This is a genomic window from Halochromatium glycolicum (genome assembly GCF_016584085.1).
Taxonomy (GTDB): Bacteria; Pseudomonadota; Gammaproteobacteria; order Chromatiales; family Chromatiaceae; genus Lamprobacter; species Lamprobacter glycolicus.
The window spans coordinates 73,714-98,165 of the sequence record NZ_NRSJ01000009.1; the positions used below are offsets into that span (position 1 = coordinate 73,714).

The 24,452-nt window shown below is 64.1% G+C and carries 18 protein-coding genes and 3 pseudogenes; 11 read left to right on the forward strand and 10 right to left on the reverse strand.

Annotation, left to right across the window (positions count from 1 at the left end):
* Window position 1 precedes the first annotated feature (1 nt).
* From CKO40_RS07255 to CKO40_RS07280, 6 genes are all read left to right on the forward strand, one after another.
* Complete coding sequence (locus tag CKO40_RS07255; protein WP_200345534.1) at window positions 2-3,160, forward strand: efflux RND transporter permease subunit; 3,159 nt, start codon at window positions 2-4, stop codon at window positions 3,158-3,160.
* A gap of 322 nt (window positions 3,161-3,482) precedes the next feature.
* Window positions 3,483-4,085, forward strand: a complete 603-nt coding sequence (locus tag CKO40_RS07260; protein WP_200345535.1) for a DUF3611 family protein — start codon at window positions 3,483-3,485, stop codon at window positions 4,083-4,085.
* Between the two features lie 207 nt (window positions 4,086-4,292).
* On the forward strand, window positions 4,293-5,375 hold the full coding sequence (locus CKO40_RS07265; protein WP_338074139.1) for an esterase/lipase family protein: 1,083 nt from the start codon (window positions 4,293-4,295) through the stop codon (window positions 5,373-5,375).
* A 540-nt stretch (window positions 5,376-5,915) separates the two neighbouring features.
* Window positions 5,916-6,425 (forward strand): DUF1269 domain-containing protein, encoded by a 510-nt coding sequence (locus tag CKO40_RS07270; RefSeq protein ID WP_200345537.1) that lies wholly within the window; start codon window positions 5,916-5,918, stop codon window positions 6,423-6,425.
* On the forward strand, window positions 6,422-6,910 hold the full coding sequence (locus CKO40_RS07275) for a hypothetical protein (RefSeq protein WP_200345538.1): 489 nt from the start codon (window positions 6,422-6,424) through the stop codon (window positions 6,908-6,910). Before CKO40_RS07270 ends, CKO40_RS07275 begins: the two co-directional genes overlap by 4 nt.
* Window positions 6,911-7,316: 406 nt before the next feature.
* Window positions 7,317-10,196: a mechanosensitive ion channel domain-containing protein gene (locus tag CKO40_RS07280; RefSeq protein ID WP_200345539.1), complete on the forward strand. Its 2,880-nt coding sequence runs from the start codon at window positions 7,317-7,319 to the stop codon at window positions 10,194-10,196.
* A 734-nt stretch (window positions 10,197-10,930) separates the two neighbouring features.
* Here CKO40_RS07280 and CKO40_RS25300 read toward each other — a convergent pair.
* From CKO40_RS25300 to CKO40_RS07300, 6 genes and pseudogenes are all read right to left on the reverse strand, one after another.
* A pseudogene (locus CKO40_RS25300) lies at window positions 10,931-11,122 on the reverse strand (hypothetical protein); the annotation flags it as partial.
* A 166-nt stretch (window positions 11,123-11,288) separates the two neighbouring features.
* Entirely contained in the window at window positions 11,289-11,891 is a 603-nt protein-coding gene (locus CKO40_RS07285) for a DedA family protein (RefSeq protein WP_338074140.1), read from the reverse strand.
* 486 nt (window positions 11,892-12,377) lie between these two features.
* On the reverse strand, window positions 12,378-13,487 hold the full coding sequence (locus tag CKO40_RS07290; RefSeq protein WP_200345541.1) for an AI-2E family transporter: 1,110 nt from the start codon (window positions 13,485-13,487) through the stop codon (window positions 12,378-12,380).
* Window positions 13,488-14,029: 542 nt separating this feature from the next.
* Window positions 14,030-14,290 carry a cupin domain-containing protein gene (locus CKO40_RS24230; protein WP_420827371.1) on the reverse strand — a complete coding sequence of 87 codons (261 nt, stop codon included), beginning with the start codon at window positions 14,288-14,290 and terminating at the stop codon, window positions 14,030-14,032.
* 18 nt (window positions 14,291-14,308) lie between these two features.
* Window positions 14,309-14,742: pseudogene (locus CKO40_RS24235) on the reverse strand (cupin domain-containing protein).
* 332 nt (window positions 14,743-15,074) lie between these two features.
* A complete protein-coding gene (locus CKO40_RS07300) occupies window positions 15,075-15,293 on the reverse strand; it encodes a hypothetical protein (protein WP_200345542.1) in 219 nt (72 codons plus the stop codon).
* Between the two features lie 718 nt (window positions 15,294-16,011).
* On the opposite strand from CKO40_RS07300, the gene CKO40_RS07305 reads away from it, so the two are divergent.
* Complete coding sequence (locus CKO40_RS07305) at window positions 16,012-16,461, forward strand: hypothetical protein (RefSeq protein WP_200345543.1); 450 nt, start codon at window positions 16,012-16,014, stop codon at window positions 16,459-16,461.
* Window positions 16,462-17,574: 1,113 nt separating this feature from the next.
* A complete protein-coding gene (locus tag CKO40_RS07310; RefSeq protein WP_242476891.1) occupies window positions 17,575-17,763 on the forward strand; it encodes a hypothetical protein in 189 nt (62 codons plus the stop codon).
* A 320-nt stretch (window positions 17,764-18,083) separates the two neighbouring features.
* On the opposite strand, the gene CKO40_RS07315 is transcribed toward CKO40_RS07310, so the two are convergent.
* The gene (locus tag CKO40_RS07315) at window positions 18,084-18,500 is read right to left on the reverse strand and encodes a hypothetical protein (RefSeq protein ID WP_200345544.1); all 417 of its coding nucleotides are present in this window, start codon (window positions 18,498-18,500) and stop codon (window positions 18,084-18,086) included.
* A gap of 554 nt (window positions 18,501-19,054) precedes the next feature.
* Between CKO40_RS07315 and CKO40_RS07320 the strand changes: the two genes are divergently transcribed.
* A complete protein-coding gene (locus CKO40_RS07320; protein WP_200345545.1) occupies window positions 19,055-19,333 on the forward strand; it encodes a hypothetical protein in 279 nt (92 codons plus the stop codon).
* A gap of 384 nt (window positions 19,334-19,717) precedes the next feature.
* Here the strand turns inward: CKO40_RS07320 and CKO40_RS07325 are convergent, their stop codons facing one another.
* From CKO40_RS07325 to CKO40_RS07335, 3 genes and pseudogenes are all read right to left on the reverse strand, one after another.
* Window positions 19,718-20,203, reverse strand: a complete 486-nt coding sequence (locus CKO40_RS07325) for an AI-2E family transporter (protein ID WP_200345546.1) — start codon at window positions 20,201-20,203, stop codon at window positions 19,718-19,720.
* A gap of 477 nt (window positions 20,204-20,680) precedes the next feature.
* Window positions 20,681-20,875: pseudogene (locus tag CKO40_RS24240) on the reverse strand (transposase); the annotation flags it as partial.
* A gap of 397 nt (window positions 20,876-21,272) precedes the next feature.
* Window positions 21,273-21,659: a hypothetical protein gene (locus tag CKO40_RS07335; protein ID WP_207173472.1), complete on the reverse strand. Its 387-nt coding sequence runs from the start codon at window positions 21,657-21,659 to the stop codon at window positions 21,273-21,275.
* A 207-nt stretch (window positions 21,660-21,866) separates the two neighbouring features.
* Between CKO40_RS07335 and cas6 the strand changes: the two genes are divergently transcribed.
* A complete protein-coding gene (gene cas6, locus CKO40_RS07340) occupies window positions 21,867-22,865 on the forward strand; it encodes a CRISPR system precrRNA processing endoribonuclease RAMP protein Cas6 (RefSeq protein ID WP_200345549.1) in 999 nt (332 codons plus the stop codon).
* 343 nt (window positions 22,866-23,208) lie between these two features.
* On the forward strand, window positions 23,209-24,444 hold the full coding sequence (gene csm6 / locus CKO40_RS07345) for a CRISPR-associated ring nuclease Csm6 (RefSeq protein ID WP_200345550.1): 1,236 nt from the start codon (window positions 23,209-23,211) through the stop codon (window positions 24,442-24,444).
* Window positions 24,445-24,452 lie beyond the last annotated feature (8 nt).

Below are 24,452 nucleotides of genomic sequence, written 5' to 3' on the forward strand. Positions count from 1 at the left end.
GATGTTCTCCGCCTTCTTCATCAATCGCGCCCGCTTCGCGATGGTGATCTCGCTGGTGATCATCATCACCGGCACCATCGCCATTCAGGTCCTGCCAGTCGCGCAATTCCCGGACATCGTGCCGCCACAGGTCTCGGTACAGGGCCGTTACCCCGGCGCCAATGCCGAGGTCGTTGCCGAGACCGTCGCGGCGCCGATCGAGGCCGAGGTCAACGGCGTCGACGACATGTTGTATATGACCTCGACCAGCGACAACACTGGCAGCTACCGGCTCGATGTGACCTTCGCGCTCGGCACCGATCCGGACATCGCCGCGGTCAACGTGCAGAACCGGGTCGCGCTCGCCACGCCGACGCTGCCCGCTGAGGTGGTCCAGCAGGGCGTCTCGGTGCGTAAGCAGTCGACCAATATGCTGCTGACCATCAACCTGTTGTCGCCGAACCGCTCCTATGACCGGTTGTTCCTCTCCAACTACATGGAGATCAATATCCGCGATGCCTTGGCGCGTATCCCGGGTGTTGGCGAGGCGAGCCAGTTCGGGCCGCTCGATTATGCGATGCGCATCTGGCTCGACCCACAGGTGATGACGGCGCTCGGTGTCAGCGAGGCCGAGGTCGTGGATGCCATCCGCCGCCAGAACCTGCAGGCCGCCGTCGGCCGGCTCGGCGCGCCGCCGGGCAATGAGGGCCGCGCCTTTACCTACAGCCTGCAGGCGCAAGGGCGGCTGACCGAGGTCTCGGAGTTCGAGGAGATCCTGGTCCGCTCCAACCCAGACGGCTCAACGATCCGCCTCGGTGATGTCGCGCGCATCGAGCTCGGCGCCCAGACCTACGACGCCAATGCCTGGATCGATGGGGCCCCCACCGCCGCACTCGGCATCTATCTCTCGCCCGGAGCCAACGCGCTCGAGACCGCCGATCAGGTCTACAAGACGCTCGATCAGCTCGCCGAGCGCTTTCCAGATGATCTGGAATACGCGATCTACTACGACACCACCGACTTCGTGCGCATCAGCATGCGCAACGTGGTCATCACGCTGTTCCAGGCGCTGGGGCTGGTCATCCTGGTGACCTATCTGTTCCTCGGTGACTGGCGCTCGACCCTGGTGCCGGTGCTGGCGATCCCGGTCTCGATCATCGGCGCCTTCGCGATCCTGCTCGCCGCCGGGCTGTCGATCAATACAGTGTCGATGTTCGCGATCATCCTCGCCATCGGCATCGTCGTCGACGATGCGATCGTCGTGGTCGAGAACACCCAGCGCCTGATCGATGACGAGGGTCTCAACGCTAAGGAGGCCGCCAAGCGCGCGATGGTCCAGGTGAGCGGGCCGATCATTGCTACGACCTTGGTGCTCTACGCGGTGTTCGTGCCGACCGCCTTCCTGCCCGGCATCACCGGTCAGCTCTACCTGCAGTTCGCGGTGACCATCTCGGTGGCAGTGACGCTCTCGTCCTTGGTCGCCTTGACCCTCAGTCCGGCGCTCTGCGGCCTGTTGCTGCGTCCGTCGCGCGCGCCGCGTGGACCGCTGCGCTGGTTCAACAACGCGCTCGACCGGACGCGCAAGGGCTACACCGCACTGGTCACGAGCCTCGGCAAGCGCTCCATCATCGCGCTGTTGGTGATCATCGCCAGCGGCGTCGGTGCCGGCTGGCTGTTCAACAAGGTGCCGACCGGCTTCATCCCCAGCGAGGACACCGGCTACTTCTTCATCGATGTCTCGCTGCCCGACGCCTCGTCGGTCGATCGCACCGGGGCGGTGCTGGATCAGGTCCAGCAGACGCTAGCGGCGCAGGAGGAGGTTGATCACGTGCTCACCGTCGCCGGTTTCAGTCTGCTGGCTGGGGTGCGCTCGAGCGGTGGTCTGGCGATCGCGATCCTGAAGGATTGGGATGAGCGCCCGGCGCCTGAGAATAGCGCTGACGCGGTGCTGGCGCGGGTGCAGCCACAGTTGCTCTCGATCCCGCAGGCGACGGTGTTTGCCTTCGCGGCGCCGCCGATCCAGGGGCTTGGCACCGCCGGCGGCATCGAGATGGAGCTGCTCGATCTGACCGGGCGCTCACCGGAAGAGCTGGCGGGGGCCCTGCAGGGCTTCATCATCAACACCAACGGCAATCCTGAGATCCAGCGCGCCTTTTCGACCTTCAGCGCGCGCACGCCACAGCTGTTCCTAGATATCGACCGCCAGCGCGCCGAGGCCATGGGGGTGCGGGTCTCGGATCTGTTCCTAACCTTGCAGGCGAATCTCGGCTCGCTCTACGTCAACGACTTCAATCTCTTCGGCCGCACCTTCCGCGTCTTCCTGCAGGCCGACGCGCCGTTTCGGATGAGCCCTGAGAACATCGCCAAGCTGCATGTGCGCAATGCCCGCGGGCAGATGGTGCCGCTGGCCTCGCTGGTCAGCGTGGAGCCGGTGCTGGGGCCGGAGAGCACGCGGCGCTTCAACATGTTCCGCGCGGCCAGCGTCAACGTCACGCCGGTCGGCAGCACTGGCGAGGGCATTGAGGCGTTGCGCCAGATCGAGCGCAATGATCTGCCGGACGGCTTCGCGATCGACTGGAGCGGGACCACCTTCCAGGAGGTCCAGGCCGGGGGCGAGGCGGCGATCGTGCTGGCGCTGGCGCTGTTGTTCGTCTACCTGTTCCTGGTCGCCCAGTACGAGAGCTGGACGGTGCCGACCTCGGTCATCCTGTCGGTGGTGATTGCCGCGGTTGGGGGCCTGGCAGCGACCTGGGCGGTGGGACTCGACAACAATGTCTATACCCAGATCGGGCTGGTCATGCTGATCGGTCTGGCGAGTAAGAACGCGATCCTGATCGTCGAGTTCGCCAAGCAACTGCGCGAGGAGGGCTTGCCGATCCAGCAGGCGGCGGCCGACGCCGCGCGCATCCGCTTCCGCGCGGTGCTGATGACCGCGTTCAGCTTCATCTTGGGCATGCTGCCGCTGGTGCTGGCGACCGGCGCCGGCGCCGCGAGTCAGGTCTCGCTCGGCGTCGTGGTGCTCGGCGGCATGATCGCAGCGACGGTATTCGGCATCATCGTGATACCGCCGCTCTATGTGCTCGTCCAGACGCTGCGCGAGCGGGTCAAGGGCGCCGAGGGTGCAAACGAGACCGGCACAAGCGTCAAAGCCGAGACCGCGTCGACACCGTCGCAGGGCTGATCGGAGGTGGTCTGGTCGGCAGCACGCTCGGAAGCGTTCGACCCTGAAAGGTGTCGCGCTCCGATCGCGTTGCCCCAGGTCCATCAGGGGGCTATGCTTATCCATTCCGTGATTAGGGTTTTGGGTTTCGGTCATCTGTGCGGCAAAAGAGGATCGAGGCCGAGTGAATCGTGTGGCGTTTGAGGCTTGATCGCGTTGATTTGACTGTTGGTGTTCGACCGGTGGGATTCGACCGCTGGGATTCGACCGCTGGGATTCGACCGCTGGGATTTGATCGCTTACTTCTTTTTCAATCAGTCGCCCTGGGCGAATGAGGTCAACCATGCTGAATAAACTCGTCAATGATCTTCACGGCTCGAAGGTCGATGGTCTTGCCAAGACCTTCCAGCGCACCGGCCGTGTCGGATTCTGGGTCCAGGTCGTCATGGGCGCCTTCCCGGTCATCTTGATGCTCTATGTGTTCACCTTCTCCGGCAGTTTGACCGGTCCGCGCCATGGCTTGCCGATCGTCAGCTACCTGACCGCCATCAACCTGCTGCTGCTGGTCTTCGTGGTGTTCTGGTTCTCGCGCTATCCGGGGGTCGGACGCAAGATCGCTGACCCGGCGACGCGCCCAAGCGAGGGCAATGTGACGCGCACGGTTTGGACCGGCCTCATTGCCAGCAGCCTGGGAATCGTGTTCTCGATGCTGGTGATGCTGATCGAGGTCTCTCAGCTACTGTTCTACTTCCTGGCCGCCCCGCAGGGTGGTGTGCCGACCATCCAGACCACGCCGACCTCAATGGGTGGGTCCTGGGTCTCGGCGGTGGATTTCGCCAGCCTGATGGCGTTGGTGCTGGTGCTGGCCGCTGAGGTGTTGGCGACCATCTTCGGCCTCTGGCTGCTGTTTCGCACGACCCACACCTACGAGTCGCTCGAGGACTGAGCCGCGGGACGTATGCCGTCGCGTCTATCGTCGGATCGCTCTGGGACCTCTGCAGCAGGTCGAGCCCCGGAACGATCCTCCGGGTATCACCCTGGCCCTCGTTCGGCTGACGGCCTCGAGCCGAGACAAGACTCAGCAGCCGGTTCGGGCTCTCGCCCGGGCCGGCCCCTGCGCCGGCGTTTTCTCCAAGCGGCTGGCGCCATCCTTGTGCTGGTCGGCGTCTGGACCGGCTGGGCCGAGCTGAACCCAAGCGACGAGCGCGCATTGCGCACGCTGGTCCATGACCGGCTCGACGATTGGTTCCCCGAGCTGATGAGCCCGGCTGGAGATGGCCACGGGCTGCGTCTGCGCCAAGCCGCTGAGCCAAGCCCCGCCGCGCCCATTGGCACCCCCAAGGATGCGATGGACTCCGCTGACAACACGGATGAGCTGAGCACCACTGAACCCCTGATCCGTGACCAGGAAGCGCGCCCGCGTGTGCTGTTGATCCATGGGCTGGACGAGCCGGGCATCATCTGGGACGACCTGGCGCCGGTTGCTGCCGCAGCCGGCTTCGAGGTCTGGGAACTGCGCTATCCGAACGATCAGGGCATCGATCGCAGCGCGGGCTTCCTCGCCGAGCAGTGGGGTGCACTCCCTGACGACCGCCCAGTGATCCTGATCGGCCACAGCATGGGCGGCCTGGTGGCGCGAGAATTCGTGACCGGCTGGCGGCAGCCGGTGGGCAAGCCGGCGCGGGTAGCGGGCGCCCCAGTCGGCGGCGTGATCATGGTCGGCACCCCGAATCAGGGGTCCGCCTGGGCGCGGCTCAGGATCTGGCTCGAGCTACGCGAGCATTTCGAAGACGCCCAGCGCCGACGCTTCTCGCTGTTCGCCGGTCTGCGCGATGGGCTCGGCGAGGCCAAGATCGACCTGCGCCCCGGCAGCGATTTCCTGGAGGCATTGAATGCGCGCCCTTGGCCCGAATCGGTGCCGCGCGCGATCATTGGCGCGCGCTTGATCGAGCCGCCGAAACGGCTGATCGCGAGCCTCGATGCCGCAGCGGCCGAGGTCGGCTCCGAGCCGCTGCGCGAGGAGCTGCACGCCTGGTTCAACGATCTCGGCGAGGGGCTCGGCGACGGTGCGGTCAGCGTCGAATCGCTCCGTCTCGAGGGTGCGCCGGACCCCGTCATCGTCAACGGCGCCCACCGCACCATGCTGCGCCGGCTGTTCGTCGATGATCCGACGCCGCCGGCGATCGAGCCGATCATGGAGCAGCTCGAGGCCTGGACAGGTGTTCAAGATCCGTGATCGGCGTTCCTGGTGTCGAACCAATTCACTTGCGTTGCAACCTAGAAACGGCAGTTGAACGGACGTCAGGGGGCGTTTTCTTAGTCGTACGGGAAAGCGGTCAGCTGCCGTTTCTAGGTTAGCGATGTGACGCCTGGAAGCGACGAAATAGAGCAGGGGCGCCATTTCTGGATCTCGTGGCTTGATGCTTGATCTTGGCTCGACGATATCGCATGGGGGCGAAATGATCCGTCATGTCTCATGGCAGGTTGATCGCTTGCAAATGCATCGGCAAGGTCGGCGATCTCGTTCGTTCATGCGGATCGCAACGCGGCATCTCCGGTCGCTATGCGACAACCGCTTTCTAGCTGTCACGACCTTTTTCTTCGCCGATGCGACACGTTCGAGCTCGCGCTGCGAAAACCAGTTGCTGGGTGGCCAGCCGACTGATACTGTCCGACCGCGGTCGGCCTATTGCGCCAAAGCCGAATCCCTTTGTGCGATGGACGCGTCGGTCACCAAGTCTTGTCTCACAGCATAGAAATGTAATGGGAGAGTACAATGAGCGATTTGATTGCGGTTGCGTTTCAAGAGCAGGAGCTCGCTTTCGAGCTGCGTGCGGAGCTAGCCAAGATGCAAAAGGCCTATCTGATCGATATCGAGGACATCGTCGTCGCAACACGCGACGAGAAAGGCAAGGTTAAACTGCATCAGGCGGTGAATCTCACCAGCGCCGGTGCCGTGGGCGGTGGGTTCTGGGGAATGCTGATCGGGATCTTGTTCCTGAATCCGCTGCTCGGTGCTGCGATTGGCGCAGGGGCCGGTGCGCTGTCGGGGCGCTTCAGCGATATCGGTATCAACGACGAGTTCATGAAAGGGCTGGCGCAAAACTTCAAACCGGGCTGCGCAGCGGTCTTCATCCTGGTGCGCAAGGTGACGGCGGATAAGGTCCTAGAGGGTCTTTCGAGCTTCCGCGGCAAGGGCAAGGTGCTGCAGACCTCGCTCGAGAAGGATCGTGAAGACACACTGCGCGAGTTTCTCGAGGCGCAGGCACAGGAGGGGCCGGCTTGAGGTGCTTCAATGGCCTAGGCCATCCCCACCTGCTTCTGCTGTTGCCGGTGGCGGTTGCGCTAATCGCTGGTTGTGCTGCATCCCCGGTCGACGAGTCCGAAGCGACTCAAGGCGAGCGTCTGGTGCGTCAGACAGCACTGCCTGCGCGTCCAACAGTTGCGTCGCAAGGCGCTGACCGCCTATTCGAGGCACCACGCATTCGCGTCTCGCTTGCCCCCGCAGGTGCCTGGTCGCTGCGCACAGAGGTCACGCATCCTCGGCTGCGCTGTGGCAGCTATGCGACCCGAGTGCGCTTCGGCACTGGCAACGCCGATTGCTCGCGGGTCGAGTGGCTGACCCCGGTGAGCATCGGCCCGGCGCGCCGGCAGTGCAATGGGGCCACGCTGGTCCATTCCGACAGTGGCTCGCTGTCGCTCGTGCCGGAGCAGATGCGGCGGCTGAACTGTGCGGAGGTTGCGGTCCAATGCACTGGCGCCTGCGGTTGACCTTGACTGATTGACCCGAAACCGCTGAAGCCCCCGGCGATTCATCGTCCGGGGCGGTGCTGCACCGTGCAGCCTGCGAGCATCCGGCTGGCTCGCGGACTGCTCCGCTGATCGAGCCTCTGCCGTGTCGAGTCTTCGGTCGTTCGAGCCCGTTCAGCGCACCTCAGCGCATCACGGACGATCGATCGGCCGCCGTGGCCGAGGCAAGAGGCTGATCTCGCGAAATAGCCAGTCGCGCTTTCGAGGTTGTTTTGAGCAGTGCGGCGGTTAGCCTGCCACCGACCTACCCCGGTTGCGACGCCTTTCAACAGAGCGATAGACTGGAACCGCTGCTCTCAGGGCAAGTTTCTTGCCCTCTCGCCCGCTCCGTCTCCTGCCTCCAACCTCTGGAATCCTCGTTGTAATCATGGCATCCCCCTGGTTCTGTGCGGTCACGCGCGTCGGTCTCTTGCTTCTGCTGCTGCCGCTGAGTGCGCTGGCGCAACCGGATGCCGCTTCGGGGTCGGAGGTCGGCGACAGCGATGCAGCTGCATCGGAACAGACGGCCAGTACGAGCGCTGTTCCCAACCAGCCCGAGCCAACGCAGAACGAGTCGAGCCCTGAGGAACCCCGAGGCACGCCGTTCGATCCCGCTTTAGTCGGGCTCCCTGAACTGCCTCAACCGATGCAGACGGAAGATCAGTTCCAGGCGGCGCTCGAGCTGATCGATGCGCGGATCGCCGAGAAGCAGGCTGCGCGAGAGGCGGCTGAGGCGGCGGTTGCCGACAGGCAGGCGGCGCTCGAAGCCGCTGCTGCCAACGTCGGGGAGCAGAGCGATGTAATGGAGGGTTCCGAAGGTAAGGCCGGTGCTGAAGAAGGTGCTGAAAAAGGTGCTGAGCCCGAGGCCAAGACCAACGCGGATGCAGAGCCGGAGGCCGCTGCGAGTCCGGATGCCGCCACCCTCGAGACAGCCGAGACCGATCAAGACCGACAGGCACTGGAAGCCGCCGCATCGACGCTTGCACAGCAGATCGCGGTGCTGCAAGAGCTGCGGGTCACGGTCCAACGTCGGGCGACGCTCGCGGGGCGTATCCGTGAGATCAATACAGAGCTTGCCTCGCAGCGTGATCGGCTCGAGACGGTTGAGCGTGAAGGTGTGGCCCTGGAGCCTCCCTATCTGGTCTCGTTGTTGGATCAGGCGAGGGCAAAGCTGGCCTTGGACAAGGCGTTGGAAGAGGTCGCCGAGACCCGGATCGAGACCGCCATGCGGCGCAGGGAAGCGGCTGAGAGGGGCCTCGCCAGTGCCGTGCGCGAGCGGCGAGCGTCACGCGACCGCTTGAGTGCGAACGAGGACCTCTCTGCGGCCCAGCTTGAGGTGCGGGACCAGGCATTGGAGCTGGCCCGTCTCAATGAGCTGCTTGCTCGCCAGCAATTGGCTGCGGCCGAGAGCGCCCTCGAGAAGGCACGCAGCGAGGACAGCCTCGCCGAAGCCGAACAAGCGCTGCTTCAGACACGCATCCGTTTCCTCGAGGATCGCGTCGAGCTGCCGCGCGACGCGCTGGAGCAGCGGCTCGAGGAGCTGAATGTGGCTGAGGAGGCCATGCAGGCGCAGATCAAGGCGCTGGAGCTGACGGGCGATCAGGCAGAGGCGGCGCTCTATCAGGCGCGACAGAACCTCGAGGAGGCCGGCCCCGATGCTGATCATGCGACCTTGGAGGAATGGGTTCAGACGCGCCAGGCGGAGCTGCAGGCGGCACGCTCCAGCGTCGATTCCCTTCTAGCCGCGATCGCGAACCTGACGCAGATACGCGTGCTCTGGGAGCAGCGCTATCAGATCATGAGCCAACCGGATGCGGTGGATCTAGCCGCGTTGCTGCAGCAGGTTATCACGAGCGCCGCGACTGCCCGCGCCGAGAAGGACGATCTCGAGCAACGGCTCAACTCACTGCGCGCGATCCAGCTCGCGCAAACCCGGCGCCTGCGCGATTCGACTCTCAGCGAGGGGATACGCGAAGCCATGGCCGTGCGCAGCAGGGCGCAAGACCTCGCCGAACGCTATGGCCGCGAGCTGCTCGAAACCCAGGACCAGCTCATCGCATTGCTGGAAGGGATGCGCAGTCAGCTCGAGCCCATGGTGCAGGAGCAGACCCTGTCGCTACAGCTACTGCAGGCCCAAGAGGCCTTGGCAAACTGGTGGGACGCCGAGCTGATCGTGATCGACGATCAGAGCATCCGCGCGCGCGAGCTGGCGACGGCACTGGTGATGTTCATCGTGGTGTTGTTCGCCGTTTCATTGATTCGGGTGGGAGCGCGCCGCGCCCTGAATCGGCGCAGGGCCAGGAGCCCGACCGCGAACTATGGCGATCTGCGTCTGGCGCTGTCGGCCGTCGCTGGAAATACCAACCAGCTCTTCGTCCTGATTGCGGCCTTCTATGTCGCGATGACCGTCTCCGGGCTCGCTAGCCCGACGGTCCAGAGCTGGCTCTGGACCGCGCTGGTGATCGCCTTTTATGCCCAGCTCGGGATCTGGGCGAACGCGGCAATGGTCGATTACTTCAACCGTCGGCGCACCCGCCAGGAGATGCGTGATCCGTCCACGGTGACCGGTTACGGCCTGCTGACCTTCTTCCTCCGTGTCGGCATTTGGATCACGGTCGTCGTCTCGCTGTTGGCCTACTTCAAGTACCCGGTCGCAGGGCTGGTCGGCGCGCTCGGCGTCGGCAGCTTGGCGATCGCGTTCGCGGTACAGAACATCCTGGGCGATGTCTTCAGCTCGATGGCGATCATCCTCGATAAGCCGTTTCGCGTCGGTGACTTCGTCAAGGCCGGTGAAACCCTCGGCACGATCGAGCATATCGGGGTCAAGACCACCCGCATCCGCAGTCTCTCAGGCGAGCAGGTGGTCACATCGAATAGCGATCTGCTCAATAGTCGCATCCACAACTACAAGCATTTCCGGGAACGCCGCATTGCGTTTCGGATCGGCGTCGTCTATCAGACGCCGCGCGAGCTGTTAGAGCGGATTCCTGGAATGCTCCGTGAGGCGGTCGAGGAGCAGCCGAATGCACGGTTCGATCGCGCCCATTTCGTCGAGTACGGCGACTTCGCGCTAATCTTTGAGATCGTCTACTACGTACTGAGCCCAGACTACACCCTCTACATGGACATCCAGCAGGGGATCAATCTCGGCATCCACCGCCGCTTCGAGCAGGCGGGCGTCTCCTTTGCGTATCCGACGCAGGAGCTGATCCTGCGTCGCGGTCCGGCCCTGACGGTGGGCAATGAGGCGGGCTCGGCCGCAGGTTGATGGGGTCGCGCTGGACTTGATCCGACCGCTGCGCTCTGCATGTTGAAACGCAGCGGTCGGCCACAAGGCATCGTTCACCACTCGTAACCAAGTCTTCAGCCGCAGGGTCTCGTCGGAGGTCTTGGCGTTCTCAGCGGGTGCGCTGTCATCATCGATCTCGTATTCGAGACTGCTGACGAACCCGCCCACTCGCCCCCCAACGGGTGATCATCTTCCCGCCGCGCCACCTTTTCGTGAGACGGTCGCCGTTTTGAACGATGACAGCGTCGGCAACGGCACTGCGTTTCCGCATGATGCCGAGCGCGGCATCGATCGGAAGGTGGCGCAGCACTGGTTGGGAACCGGGCATGAGAAGAAGTCGTATGGACGGGAGGGATAGCGTCGAAAAGCATGCCACCAATGGTTGGGTGGCTGAACGGCAAACATTGATCCGGCCCGAGTCGCGCTTGGTATTGCGGCCTGATATGTTCGAACAGGGAGCTGTCGCGGACGAATGATGTCGGCACATCGCATTGGCTCAGCTGACGCTAGGAGAGGGCCTAGCGGTCATCTTGGTGCTGGCGCCATTCATGCGCGAAGGCTTGGCTTCGCCTAACGTTGATTTTACTAGCACCGATGCCCTGGCACGGATACTATTGGGTGCTGATTCTTGAGGTCTGTTGATCGGAATCCTGTTTCTGGCCGAATCGTGCCCTTGGTCTCGGCCTTCTTCATTGATCTGACCAACGCGCTGATCATCCCGTTCTTCTTGAACACCTTCGGTTGATTCCGATCAGACCAGCGCGATGCGTCGACAACAGAAACAGCGTTGCCGGCCCGAGGAAGATGAAAAACCCACCGGAATCGGTTAGGGCGGTGATCGTCACCGAGCTGCCGAGCGCGGGGTCTCGGCCCAGGGCTTGACGCACCAACGGAAAGTGCAGACCCGGTGCTTAGGCGATTTCTGTCAAAGCTTATACCGCCTTGCTGGTCTTTTCGCTCGCCTTCTTCGTCGCGCCGCCGGTCACATAGCCCGGCTATGCTCCCGGCGACGCTCCTCGAAGGCAAACGAAAATCCTGCGCAATTCGGTACGAGCTTTTCCGGCAATCGCCTTAGATGTCGGGTTTGCCCTGGCCCCGCCGGCGAACCACGGCGATCAGCGCAAAGACGAGCAATGCGATCAGGCCGACCGCCGTTAGCCCAGCGATCCAGGGGTTGAGGTGACGCAGTGCGGTGACGATAGCATCGAGGTGCAGGTCGAGATAATAGACGCCGAGCGCCCAGAAGCTCGCCCATAGGACGGCGCCACTGAGGTTGAGGAGCATGAAGCGGCCCCAGTGCATCGCGAGGATGCCGGAGAAGAGTCCGATCAGTTGGCGCGGGCCATCGACGAAGCGACCAAAAAACACCAACCAGCCCCCATGCCGATTAAAGCCCCGCTCGATCTTCTCAAGGCTATGCGCTGGTATCGGCATGCGATTCAGCACTGCGCGCCCGCCTAATCGGCCGATCAGGTAACCGATGGTTTGACCGAGCGAGGTCGCCAGGATGGTGACAAACACCAGCAATACGATATTCAGCCTGCTATTGGGAACAGCGGCGACCAGCGCGCCTGCTTCCAACAGCGTTTGACCGGGCGCAGGGATGCCGATGCCTTCGATCCCGACCGCCGCGAACACCGCCCAGTAGCCGTAGCGCTCGAGATAAGGCTCCACGCGCTCGATATCGGCTGCGATCGACTTTGCGATTCGGTGTGCTCGCGCGTCAATCTTCTGCGCGCTGCTTGGATGCTGCGTCAGGCTGGGCGGCGTGGATTGGGCAGCCGGCTGCGCAAGCGCAGTGCCGCTGCCAGGCGGGGAGAGGATGGATATCAGCAGGACCAGAAACGCCGCTGCCGTACGGCGGCGGTCGACACCCTTCCGAGACGTCCTTTCTGTGCGCATCGTTAAACCTAGAAAGAGCAGTTGAACGCTCTACAGCAAAGGCAAGTGTCTGTTTGACTGAGAATGACAACCCACATCTGAGCTTCCCTGTCGGGTGCAGGGCGCGACATCCCGAGTGCACGCCCCGCGCGGCCCCTGGCTTCGTTACACCTGGTTGGAAAGGAACACCCATTCCGCCTCGCTGTGCCTCGCCAGCAGCCACGAGGGACGCACCTTCGTGCTCGGTAGCGCGTCCTCGCTTGCGCCGGGTTGCTGGGGCTAGTCAGTGTGCTCTGTTGATTCGTCCAATGCGACGGCATCCAGCACCGATTGGTTGACCTGCTCGGGAGGGGGCATCTTCTCGACCTCTGGTCCGAGCAGGATGGCGATTGGACGGGTGGTCGCGCTCGCATCCAATGCGATCACAAGGGTCACCGTCAGCGGGACCGCAAGGAACATCCCGACGCCTCCGAACAGCCAGCCCCAGAACAACAGGGCAAGGAACACCGCCAGGGTCGAGATGCCGAGTCCCTTACCCATGATACGGGGCTCGATGATATTGCCGATGGCGGTGTTGATGACCAGATAGCCGATGATGACCATCAGCGCCGTCGACAGGTCGGCCTGAACCAATGCCAGCAGCGCCGGCGGGATCATCATGACGATGTTGCCCACCACTGGGATGAAGTTCAGGAAGAATGCCAGGATGGCCCAGAAGATCGCGAAGTCGATCCCTAGGAACCAGAGAAGGATATAGGCACAGACGCCCGTGGCAAAGCTGGTCGCGGCCTTGATCTGCATGTAGCGGTTGATCGAGCCGAACAGTCGGCGGATACGCTCCTCGCCGTCCTGGCTCAGGGCGAAGGCTGCATGCAGCTTGGCCCAAAGCGTTGGGGCCTCGAGCAGAATGAAGATCACCGTCAGCAGCACCAGCAAACCGGTGGCGAAGATGCCGCTGGCGTTCGACAACAACAGGCGCACGCCCGCCATGAGCTTGCTCGGGTCGAGCAGGTTTGGCACCGCATCGCCCGAGTGATCCATGCCAGCCGCCTCCAGCCAGGCCCCGAACTGACCCGCAAGCAGGGTCAGGCGCTCCTGATAGGTTGGGATGCTGTCGCGAAAGCCCTCCACGGCCCCGGAGATGACCAGCGCCAGCAGGCTGCCGATATCGAGCAGCACGAACGCGATCACGACTAGGGCGGCCCATTTCGGGACGCCCTTGCGGCGCATCCAGTTCAGCCCTGGGGTCACGACGATGGCGATGAACACAGCCAGCAGGATCGGAGCCAGGAGCGACGAGGCCGTCTTGAGGACGGTGATGACCAGGGCCAAGGCAGCTGCGACGATCAGACCGCGCGCCGGGGCGCTGAAATCGGAAAGGGCGTTCATGGCCGGCGGATTCCTCTTGCAGGGGACAGGATGGACTATGGATTCAAACCCTCACCCTGCGCACAAGAAGGGCTGCCTGGCGACGTTACACCACCTGACTCGGTAGCAACCCGGGCAGCTCTTGCTGCATCGGGTTCAACCCTTCTGAGAGCCGAGCCGGCATCGCGCAGAGCACGCCGTCAGGGGTACCGTGCCCCGCGTTACATGAGCCGCTGGGAGGAACAGCCTTTGGGGTACTGCTGCGGCCAAAGAGGAACCGGTGACGGGCATGGCGCGAGCTAATCCTAACCTCATCCAGACCTTCTCCGCCATCGGCTGCCACCTTCGCGACCCGCGCTCGGCGATGTACGACTGACCGACATCATCGATTCACTCGTGCTGATGACCCGCTTCACCGGCGGGTGCCCCGTTGTTCCCGTCCAGCGTTGACTAGAGCGTTGAGACTAGCGCTCGCTCCATCTGACCGCTCTGATACCGCCGGAGCTGCGCCCGAGGGGCTGCTGAACCTTGCCGCGCCGATGCGCGTGCACGGCATTGTCTGGTTACTCGGCCAACCCATCGACACGGACATAGATCAGGCAGCCCGTCTCAGAGAACGGCTGATGACGGCTGCCATGCGGACTCCGGAGCCAGGTGCCCCGAGGATAGCGCCCATGCTCGTCTTCGAGCTCGCCCTCGAGAACGAAGATCTCCTCGCCACCCCAATGTGTATGCGCCTGACAGCGTGTGCCAGGCGCCCAGCGCACCAGCGTGACGTTCTCCGGATGCGCCGACTGGCTGTAGAGCGGCCTGACGCTAAGCACCTCGACCAAGCCGGGACGTCAGCGCTGTGGTATGAGGGTGTCCTCGAAGAGCCGAGGGCGATCGCTCCCCGGGGACTGACGCAGGCGGACCAGAAGGGTGCAGCCGCACTCGGAGCGCGGGGAGTGGCGGCTGCCGTCCGGGTTCATCAAAAAGGTTGCGGTCGGATACTCGCCGTGCTCGTCGGAAAACACCCCGTCGAGCACCAGGATCTCCCCGCCCTCGGAATGTGAATGCTCGCAGAACGCTCCGCCGCGTATCGGACCAGGCTCGTTACGGGTCCGAACTCGCCGCCGGTTCGGTACAGCGGCTTCCGCCATACCGTTCCGCTCGGGCTCGGCTCCCAGTCCATGCCGGCCGTGTCAATCACGACACGCTGTGTGAGGTCGGCGTGGACATCCGGCAGGTCCTTCGGTGGTCTGGTGGTCGCGGAAGTCGGCGTCTTCTCTAGCATCGGGGATGTCTAAAGTTCAGCAGCAGTGGGTTTGAGCAATGATTGTTCCCATTAAGCTGCGATCAACTCCGGCGTGGTCCGCATAACAGGAAGTGCTGGGGGCGCAATCGGGACGCACGGGCTTCGCCCTAGGGTGCGACTCGCCGCCCAGCACTGGCCAGTCCGATCACCACCTCGCCTCGCTTGCTTCGGTAAAGAATGGCGTTAGCACGCTGGAGCCAGGGATCAACCCAAGCCGTCCGACAAAGGTGTTGCGCCGCCTCAGAAATGGCTTCCGTTTCAATGTACTAGCGGTGGTTTGCCAGGGGAGGAAAAGTTTCTCCGGCGAGAGCCTAGTAACTATCTGCAAAATAAAGAGTTTTGCCCTCTCGGTGGTGAGCAGCAACACCTTTGTCGGACGCCTTGGGATCAACCGAGCCTTCGCTGTTGTCGTCAGCCACTCCGACTCTAAAGCCCACCATGAGCCATGAACCGGCGTCATCGGTCGGACGCTCCTGGATCTCGGCGTGGACGCGCTCCAGCAACACCACCGCATCGGTTGGCTCGATCAAGGTCACTAGCGCTGAAAACACTTGACGCTGAAAAGGATGACCGAACTGACCGTTAGGTGACGGAACCATGACGAAAAATGGCGTGTTTGAGCCCGCCCGGGACGCAATGCACAAGGTTATCCACAGGCGCGGTGGATAAGCGGGGGCTCGATAATCGGGGGCGTCATCGTTCGGGAGATGAGACCTGCTGACGCCTACGTGCTTGTTCGGGCTCTCGCACTGACCATTGACTGGTCCGAGGGGGCGGTGCGTAAGGCGTGGTCTTAATGACCAGTCGCGACGCTCGTCGGCGTCTCTACAATCCGGGTTTGCACAAGCCCGCGAATCGATGGCCTCAGACCGGATCGGCGCAGTACCCGCGTAGCAGCGCGTCGGTGCTAACACTCTGAACGCTGGCTCTCGGGTGCCGCTGAGACCCGGCCGTGCACCACAGTCAAAGGGCTGGACCCGACCCAGACCGGTCTTCCAGCTCGATGTCAGGCAGCGACGCTAGTATCGTGATCTCAATCTCCATTGCTCGTATAGAGGCACCGCCTTTATGATTGTGATCGAATTAACCTGCGGTCGGCCTTGGTCGTATCATGAGGCCACTGCCAAAGGTCGCTCTGTAGCGGTTGTTCTGGAGGACGACGTCGGTAACGCCAGATAGCGATCGCGATCAAGAAAAACCGATATTGAACGAAGTTATAAACCCTGAAGCAACAATAGGAGGGACGGAGTGATTGATGAGAAAGACCGCGCTGCTGCGCGTAACGGGATGCCGGGTACATCGTTTAGTGATGGAGGGTTGGGTTACGTGCTCGGCTCAAACGAGCGAGATGCCGAGCGACGAAGGAATCAGGTAGCTTATGGCGGCCCATCGGAATCGTCTAATCTGCCACTATTGATCTTGGCCGTCTGTACGGGCGTACCAATGTTGATCGCTGCCGAAGCCGAGTGGCTTCCGGTGCCTTGGTGGGGATGGTGGCTGTTTTTTTTCGCTGGGACCTACGGCCTCCAATACATCCTCCAGCTACTGCCTAACTGGCTGAGCGGTAGCATCATGGGGCTGCTACTAGGCGGTTTGGCCGCATTCCTCGGATGGCATTCCGGGGGGCTGTTCTGGTCCGCCGGCGCCGGGCTGGGCACTGCAATAGTTATGTATTTCTTATTCAGCCGTCTGGAGTAACGGCTTAGAAAGCTGGCCGCTCTCAACACTACCTGACCCAGGCGCTGGGCTGAGCCGCTGTTCTCGACTGCAAGAAGACCGCGCTATAGCGGCAACTAACTTTAGGTCCGTGTTTGGCCGCAAACTGCTTTATGAGAGATCCGCCGCTGCCCAAGTTCTGTGAACGCAATAACGCTCTGCTTCGTTGGCGAAGCCGCGATAACGAGCATGCAGGGGTAGTGGCACCCCAGAAGAGGAAAGACGCTGCCCGGGAGACCCCGCAGCAAGATCGGTCAAGTGTTTGGCGGCTCGATCCTTTTCGCTAAACGGTAGCAGGCGCACGCTCAGCTTTCAGGTACTGCTTTGTGCTTTCGCGCCTGTCACCAAGCTAGGGGAAGTGGTATCGACCAAGTCGCGATCGGGGCGCATCGACCACAGCCCGAATTTAGCAGCGGCGGCAGCACTGCCCGAGCGGCGCCGCGTGGCGCAATGGCTGAAAGTTCGTCGAAGGCTGTGGGCTGCGGATTGATCTGCACTTTGGCGGAATCGCGGGCCACGTCGAACACACGCAGTTTCTCCGCCCGATACAGTAGGCTCGAGGTGCAGACGCTGGGCAGGCGATCGTGGATCGCTTCCGGTTCCGTGGCCTGCTCTCAGGCAGACGCCAGACCACCGCCGGACGCAGAGGTCCGCCCAATGGCTGGAGCAGGGCGGGGCGATGCGCTGTCCGTCCGCACTCGCTATTGTTGGTGCTGGCGGATACGGGCGCTCGCAGTCGATACAACGCTGGGCCGTGATCAGATTGATCGCGGCCGTCAGTGCGCGCCTTGGCACGCCAGCAATAAATGGTGTCCTTGGGAACGCGCGAAGCCTGCGCGAATTTCGGCACTGGGACGTCATTCGGCGGCAGCATCGTGGCTAGCAGGTTGGCTTTGAACTCGGGGGACTAGCTTCTCTCGCCGTCGCGATGGGAGTCTCCAGCTCAGGAACTCGGGTGCCGGCGCGCGGTGAGCGCACCCCGAGGTCGCTTCCCCCGCTCCACGAATGCCTCTGCCTACACAAAACTCCCCAAGCGGAGGCGACAACTAGCCTGACCCAGGGGACCGCGAAAACCGAGAACCTGGTGCTCAAAACTTGCGAGCGATCCGCGGCACCCTTACCGATTACGGCGAGCGCTTAGACCGGAACGAGCTGCATCTATACTCCCTAGGCCAACAGGTCGGCGCACTAACCACCGTCGTCTATACCGGCAAGAGCGAGACCGACGCCCTACGGCGGCGCGTCGAGCGCATCGAGCAACGCCTGAACCTGAGAGACGCCTGAGCGGTATAGACGCCCTGACCAACAACGCCCACAACCTGCTAACGACCCTCGAGCGACTGCTGGCCCTGGACGACTCAGACCTTGAAGAGCGCGGCGAGCTTCCCCGAGACGCGACCGCGGAAGGCGAACGCAGTACTTCGAAGAGGTGCGCGCGGTGGCACCAAAGCCCGCCAAGTTAGTCGAGGATACCCTTCTCAACGACCTGTGGCGGGACTGCAGAGACGCTCAGTAACAAGAAGCGGCGACGATTAATGCAAGTTGTGATAGGAAAATCAAGATAACCTCATGAAGAATGTTTGGTCTTCCTAGAGCAGACGCGGTCAGTTGTCGGAATCCGAAGGCGCTTTGCCGTCTTTGGGTTGAATGACCTCCAGCTTCTCAACGAGGAATCCCACGTCGCTGATCTTGCCGCTCGTGCTATCGCGCAGCAACAGGTGTCCGCCTGTCTGAAGGCCCTGAACCGGCGCCCGGATATCGAATGCTTCGGCTCTAACCCTTCTTGGTAGCTCGACGCCGTCGAAGAGTGACGCCGTGGTATCCGCAAGATTCATGTCCATCTGAAACGGTGGTAGGTCGTCGATCGCAGGACCGACGAGCGGGGGTCCGCAGGTAAGGGTATAAGCGTCGACTTTCCCGCCAAAACGCGTACTGTCGTTCAGTACACCGATGGTGCCTGTCTCGGCCCGATAGGCTGCATCCCCTACCGACAACTCGAAGTCCAGCACCGCTTCGTACAACCCGAGTGCGCTATCCGCTGGGTTAAAATCCTGCGTCGTCGGGTCAAAGCGGTATCGGCCGCTTACGATAGTACCGACCGGAACTGAGGACGCACCCTCCACCTCGACGACCCGGCCTGAAAAGTGGACATCAATGGGTTGCTTTGGAGAATCGGTCCCGCCGCGGACAAGAGGTACAGTACAGCAGAGAAGGAAAAGTAGAGCAGACCGGCTCGGCCTCGTGTTTGGAACCATCGTTCGCTCCGGTGAGTTGATAGCAGTACCCGGAGTCTAAGACGGCAAACCTCTCGCAGTCGACCTAGCGCAACACTCTGCGCGTCCGTACCAATCGATCTCAGGCAACGGATGCTAGGGCTATCCGATACCGTCACCTATACGGACAGCAGCAAAGGACAAATGGTCAGTTCCGTCGAAGGGATGCCATCTCACCCTCGCCGCGGCTAGATCTTGGACACATTCCCACTATGATTGAATTGCTTGCTATTTGTAGAGCAGGCCGATCCGAACAGCGTCTGTCTTATCAGCGGCGCGGCAACCCGCTAACACGGTCGGCGATGCCAGGCGCCGAGGCCTGGGCCGTCCAAGGCAGCGACGGGTTGCCTGATCTCGGCGAATGGTCAGACCTTGGGTACGACGCACAGTTGGGGCGAGGGATCGATGAATGCCGCGTAGCGTTCCGGGCCTACATCGAGCTGGCCGACGACGACCGCGCTACGGTCGAAGGCTTCCAGCAGCTTCACAGCGGCGACGAGTACCTCGATCGTGGCGAGCTGGCCGACGAGTTCTCAAAGACAACCGGCGAGCTATGGGAACGTTATGTGCCGTTATTCTGATAGATCCTTTGATGACCGAAATCAGCTCAGGCGTCGGGCGTGGACCGCTCTCGATGCTCAGCCGCGGAGCTAGGGCTCGGCAGCGTCGGGGTGCATCCGAGGCTCTAGCTGACATCGTTGCAGTCTTTCGCGACTATCGGATTGCGGCTGCAATCTCCATAACTCAGCCGCCGTAACGCGGGGTTGTGACGGCGTTGTCGGGGCGCTCCCTGAAACGTGGTGCCCAGCTAGCGGTCACCATTCCAGCGCGTCAAGACTGGTCGATGATCGGTGCCGTTCCAGCGTTTGCCTGCAAGGGCGGGGTCGTCGCCACTGAGAAGCCGGCGCCTTGTGGCCCGGCGAGCAGGATATGGTCGATGGCGCCACCTGGAAACGGGGCAGGACTTAGGTGGAGTCGAGTGCGCCCGAAAGCAGCCGCGCGCTGGGGTCGATGCCGAGCAGAAGCACGATGCTGTCGTCATAGCCGTCGCGGCCGCCCGGGCCGCAGATGCCTTCGCAATCACCATTAGTCGGGGCACAGTCCTCGGCTGCTTCGAGCCAGGCCCCGAACTGACCCGCAAGCAGGGTCAGGCGCTCCTGATAGGTTGGGATGCTGTCGCGAAAGCCCTCCACGGCCCCGGAGATGACCAGCGCCAGCAGGCTGCCGATATCGAGCAGCACGAACGCGATCACAACTAGGGCGGCCCATTTCGGGACGCCCTTGCGGCGCATCCAGTTCAGCCCTGGGGTCACGACGATGGCGATGAACACAGCCAGAAGGATCGGGGCCAGGAGCGACGAGGCCGTCTTGAGGACGGTGATGACCAGGGCCAAGGCAGCTGCGACGATCAGACCGCGCGCCGGGGCGCTGAAATCGGAAAGGGCGTTCATGGCCGGCGAATTCCTCTTGCAGGGGACAGGATGGACTATGGATTCAAACCCTCACCCTGCGCACAAGAAGGGCTGCCTGGCGACGTTACACCACCTGACTCGGTAGCAACACGGGCAGCTCTTGCTGCATCGGGTTCAACCCTTCTGAGAGCCGAGCCGGCATCGCGCAGAGCACGCCGTCAGGGGTACCGCGCCCCGCGTTACATGAGCCGCTGGGAGGAACAGCCTTTGGGGTACTGCTGCGGCCAAAGAGGAACCGGTGACGGGCCTGGCGCGAGCCAATCCTAACCTCATCCAGACCTTCTCCGCCATCGGCTGCCACCTTCGCGACCCGCGCTCGGCGATGTACGACTGACCGACATCATCGATTCACTCGTGCTGATGACCCGCTTCACCGGCGGGTGCCCCGTTGTTCCCGTCCAGCGTTGACTAGTAGGCTGTTATTTTTCACGAAAACGCGCGATTCTGCTCCCGTTCTTAGGCTTTAAGCGCAAAAAGGCGCTTGAGGTTCCGCCCCACACACACCAACGCCCACTCACCCTGCACGGCATTCAGGCCACGCAGCAGAAACTGCCGGAACCCTTGCACGTGCTTGATGATGCCGAAGACGGTTTCGACCGCAGACTTGCGCTGGGCGTAGCGGGCCTTGCCCGCGCGCGTGCGCAGCCGGTGCGCATTGAGCGCGGCCGGTGTGGGCTGATCTGCGGGCGCTGCTTCTCCTCCTCGAGCTTGCGGGCGACTTCCAGATCGAGTTGTTGGGCGCGCTCCTCTTAGGCGATTTCTGTCAAAGCTCATACCGCCTTGCTGGTCTTTTCGCTCGCCTTGTTCGTCGCGCCGCCGGTCACATAGCCCGGCTATGCTCACGGCGACGCTCCTCGAAGGCAAACGAACATCCTGCGCAATTCGGTACGAGCTTTTCCGGCAATCGCCTTAAAGAATGATGAGCACTCAGTCGGGTGGCCGGGTTGACCAACGCCCTCATCGCCGAGCGCGTTGACTGCTGACTGCGCTCGCAAGCGTGTGCCTGATCGGTTGCAGGGCATCGGCGCGCAGGGCGTCCTCTGGCTAGCTAGCCCGCTGTCAGCGCCTCGGCGAACCCGCAGTCCTTGCGGATCGCCGCCGCCTGCAGCGCCTCGTACTCGCCCTTGAGCCGGGCCAGCTCCTCCTTCTGATCGTCGCCGGCGAGGAAGAACAGCGCCGGCCAGAACACCACCAGCCCGACGCCCATGGCCACGGCATCCTTGTTGGCCTCCTTCTGCTGCGCGCCGGTGACCTGCACCAGTTGGCGCTGCACGCGCTGCAGCTCCCCATTGAGCTGCGCGCAGGAGTAGTCGGCGTACTGCATCGGCGAGACGTAGCTCGCCGACACCTTATCCGGCGGTGTGGCGCAGCCGGCGATCAGGCCGAGCGCGAGCACGGCGGTGGCGGCAGGGATCAGCATCGTGCCTCGGGTCATGGACAGCTCCTGGATTCAGTCGGGCAATGAACCGCCGCCGGTCGCGGCGTGATGAGCACCGCGGCACCGAGGGGCGCCGCGATCTGGGGCACAGACTGCCGTCGCCCTGGCGCCGGCGCCGCGTCCGCAACCTTGCGGCCGGTGCCGATTCGTGCTGCGCTGGCGTACACAGCAAGGCACCCGCGTGCCGTTTCGTCTGCATTCGCCATGGACCCCACGACCGCTTCACTGCCCGCCAACCCGCTCCCGGCCCCGGCGCTGCGCCTCACGCGCCTGCGTTTCGACTGCGACGCCCTTGAGCCCATCCACCTGCCGGCCTACAGCGGCTCGGCCTGGCGCGGGCTGATCGGGCGCAGCCTGCGCCACAGCGTCTGCGTCACCCGCCAGCCGACCTGCGACGGGTGCCTGCTGCGCAGCCAGTGCGCCTACTCGACCTTCTTCGAATCACCGCCCGCCTCGCCGGAGACGGCCGCGCGCTACAGCGCGCTGCCGCACCCGTTCGTGCTCGAGCCCGGCCCGCCCGGTCGGCGCACCCTCGAGCCCGGCGCGCCGCTCAGCGTCGGCCTGACCCTGATCGGCCCGGCCGGGGCGCTCACCCCGTATCTGATCCATGCCCTGCAGCGCGCTGGCGCGCGGGGGCTCGGTCGCCAGGGCGGGCGCTTCCGGCTCGTGGCCGTGCAGCAGGAGACGCGGCTCGGCAGTGACCAGTGGCAGGCGATCTACCGCGCCGAGACCGCCACCCTGCAGCCCGCCGCGACCCAGCTCCCGGCGCCGGGCGCGGCTCCCGATCAGGTCCGGCTCGCGCTGCACACCCCGGTGCGCCTCAAGCGCCAGGGGCGCTACCTCGGCCCCCGCGACCTCGATGCCCGCGCGCTGCTCGGCACCCTCTCCACCCGCATCGCCCTGCTCGCCGAGCTCTACGGCGACGGGCCGCCGGCGTTCGAACGCGCGCCGCTGCATGCCGCCATCGACCGGATCACGCTCACGCCCGCGCAGCTGCACTGGGTCGAGTGGACCCGCTACTCCTCGCGCCAGGGCACGCGCATGCAGCTCGGCGGCGTGCTCGGGACCCTTCAGCTGCACGGCCCCGGCCTCACCGCGCTCTGGCCGCTGCTCACCCTTGGGCAATGGCTGCATGTGGGCAAGGCGACCAGTTTCGGGCTCGGCGGCTATCGGCTCCAACCCGCGGCATCGCCTGACCCCTGAGCGCTCGCGCCGCAAGCTTGCCGGCCCGGCCGCCACCCGGCGATCAGGCGAAGCTCGGCGCTGTCGTCGGTCACGGCCGCCGGAGCAGGCGGCCAGGGAAGGGACAGCAGGGAGGCGGCCGGCGACGCCATGCGCTCGCAAGCCTGCCGGCCCGGCCGCTCACGGCAACCCGGTGCATCCTGCTGACCGTCGTCGCGACAGGCCGCAGGAGGCGCCGCCAAGGAGCCGGAGGCCGGGAGGCCGCGGCGAGCCATCGCTGACAGGCGTCGTCATCCTGCGGTAGCCTTCGCACCGAAGGGGCCGGATCGGCGACGGATCACCCCCCAGCAGGAGACCCCCACTCATGGCAGAACCCGGAACCGGCGCCCGCGACGGCGCTCACAGCGAGGGGCGCAGGCCGTCGCCTCCCCATCACTACCCGCGCCGCGTGCTGCTCGCCGTGGCCGGGCTCTCGCCGCAGATCCTCACCGAGACCCTCTACGCGCTGGCCGTCGTCGGTGAGCCGGCCTTCGTCCCGACCGAGATCCAGCTGCTCACCACCGCCGAGGGGGCCGAGCGCGCGCGCCTGAGCCTGCTCTCCGATGATCCCGGCTGGTTCGCCCGCCTGCGCGCGGACTATGCGCTGCCGCCGATCACCTTCGGCCCGGAACAGATCGTGATCCTGCGCGATGCGCACGGGCAGCCGCTCGCCGACATCCGCGAGCTCGCCGACAACGCCTGCGTCGCCGACCGCCTGGTCGAGACCGTGCGCGCGCTCACCGCCGACCCCGACTGCGCGCTGCACGTCTCGCTCGCCGGCGGGCGCAAGACCATGGGCTACTACGCCGGCTATGCGCTCTCGCTGTTCGGCCGCCCGCAGGACCGGCTCAGCCATGTGCTGGTCAGCGCGCCGTTCGAGCAGAGCTGGAACTTCTTCTATCCGACCCCGTATTCGCGCGTGATCGAGACCAACGACAAGCGGCTCGCCGACACCCGCGATGCACGCGTGACCCTCGCCGAGGTGCCGTTCGTGCGCCTGCGCGACGGGCTTCCGGAGCGCCTGCTGCAGGGCGGGGCCACCTTCGGCGCGACCATCGCCGCCGCGCAGCGCGCGCTGCAGCCGCCCGCGCTGGTCATCGATCTGGCCCACCAGCGCGTGCAGGCCGGCGGCGAGGTCATCCCCCTGGCCGCTGCGCCGCTGGCCTTCTACAGCCTGTTCGCCCGCCGCGCCCAGGCGGGTGAGCCGGCGCTGAGCTGGCGCGAGCCGGGCCTGGCTGCAGCCTACCTGGCCGAGTACGCCGCTCTGGTCGGCGACGCCTCGGGCGATTACGAGCGCGCCGAGACCGCGCTGGCCGAGGGCATGAGCGATGAGTACTTCGACCAGGCCAAGGCGCGCACCAACCGCGCGCTGCGCGACGCCCTCGGTGCGCCGCTGGCCGCGCCCTACCTGATCCAGACCCAGGGCCGGCGCCCGCACAGCCAGTCCAGCCTGCGGCTGGAGCCGGAGGCGGTCCGGTTCGCGTCGATCGCGCCCGCGCACGGCAAGCTTGCCGACGCGGCGCCGGACCCGGATGACCCGGACACTGGGACTCCGTCCTGAAGGAGCCC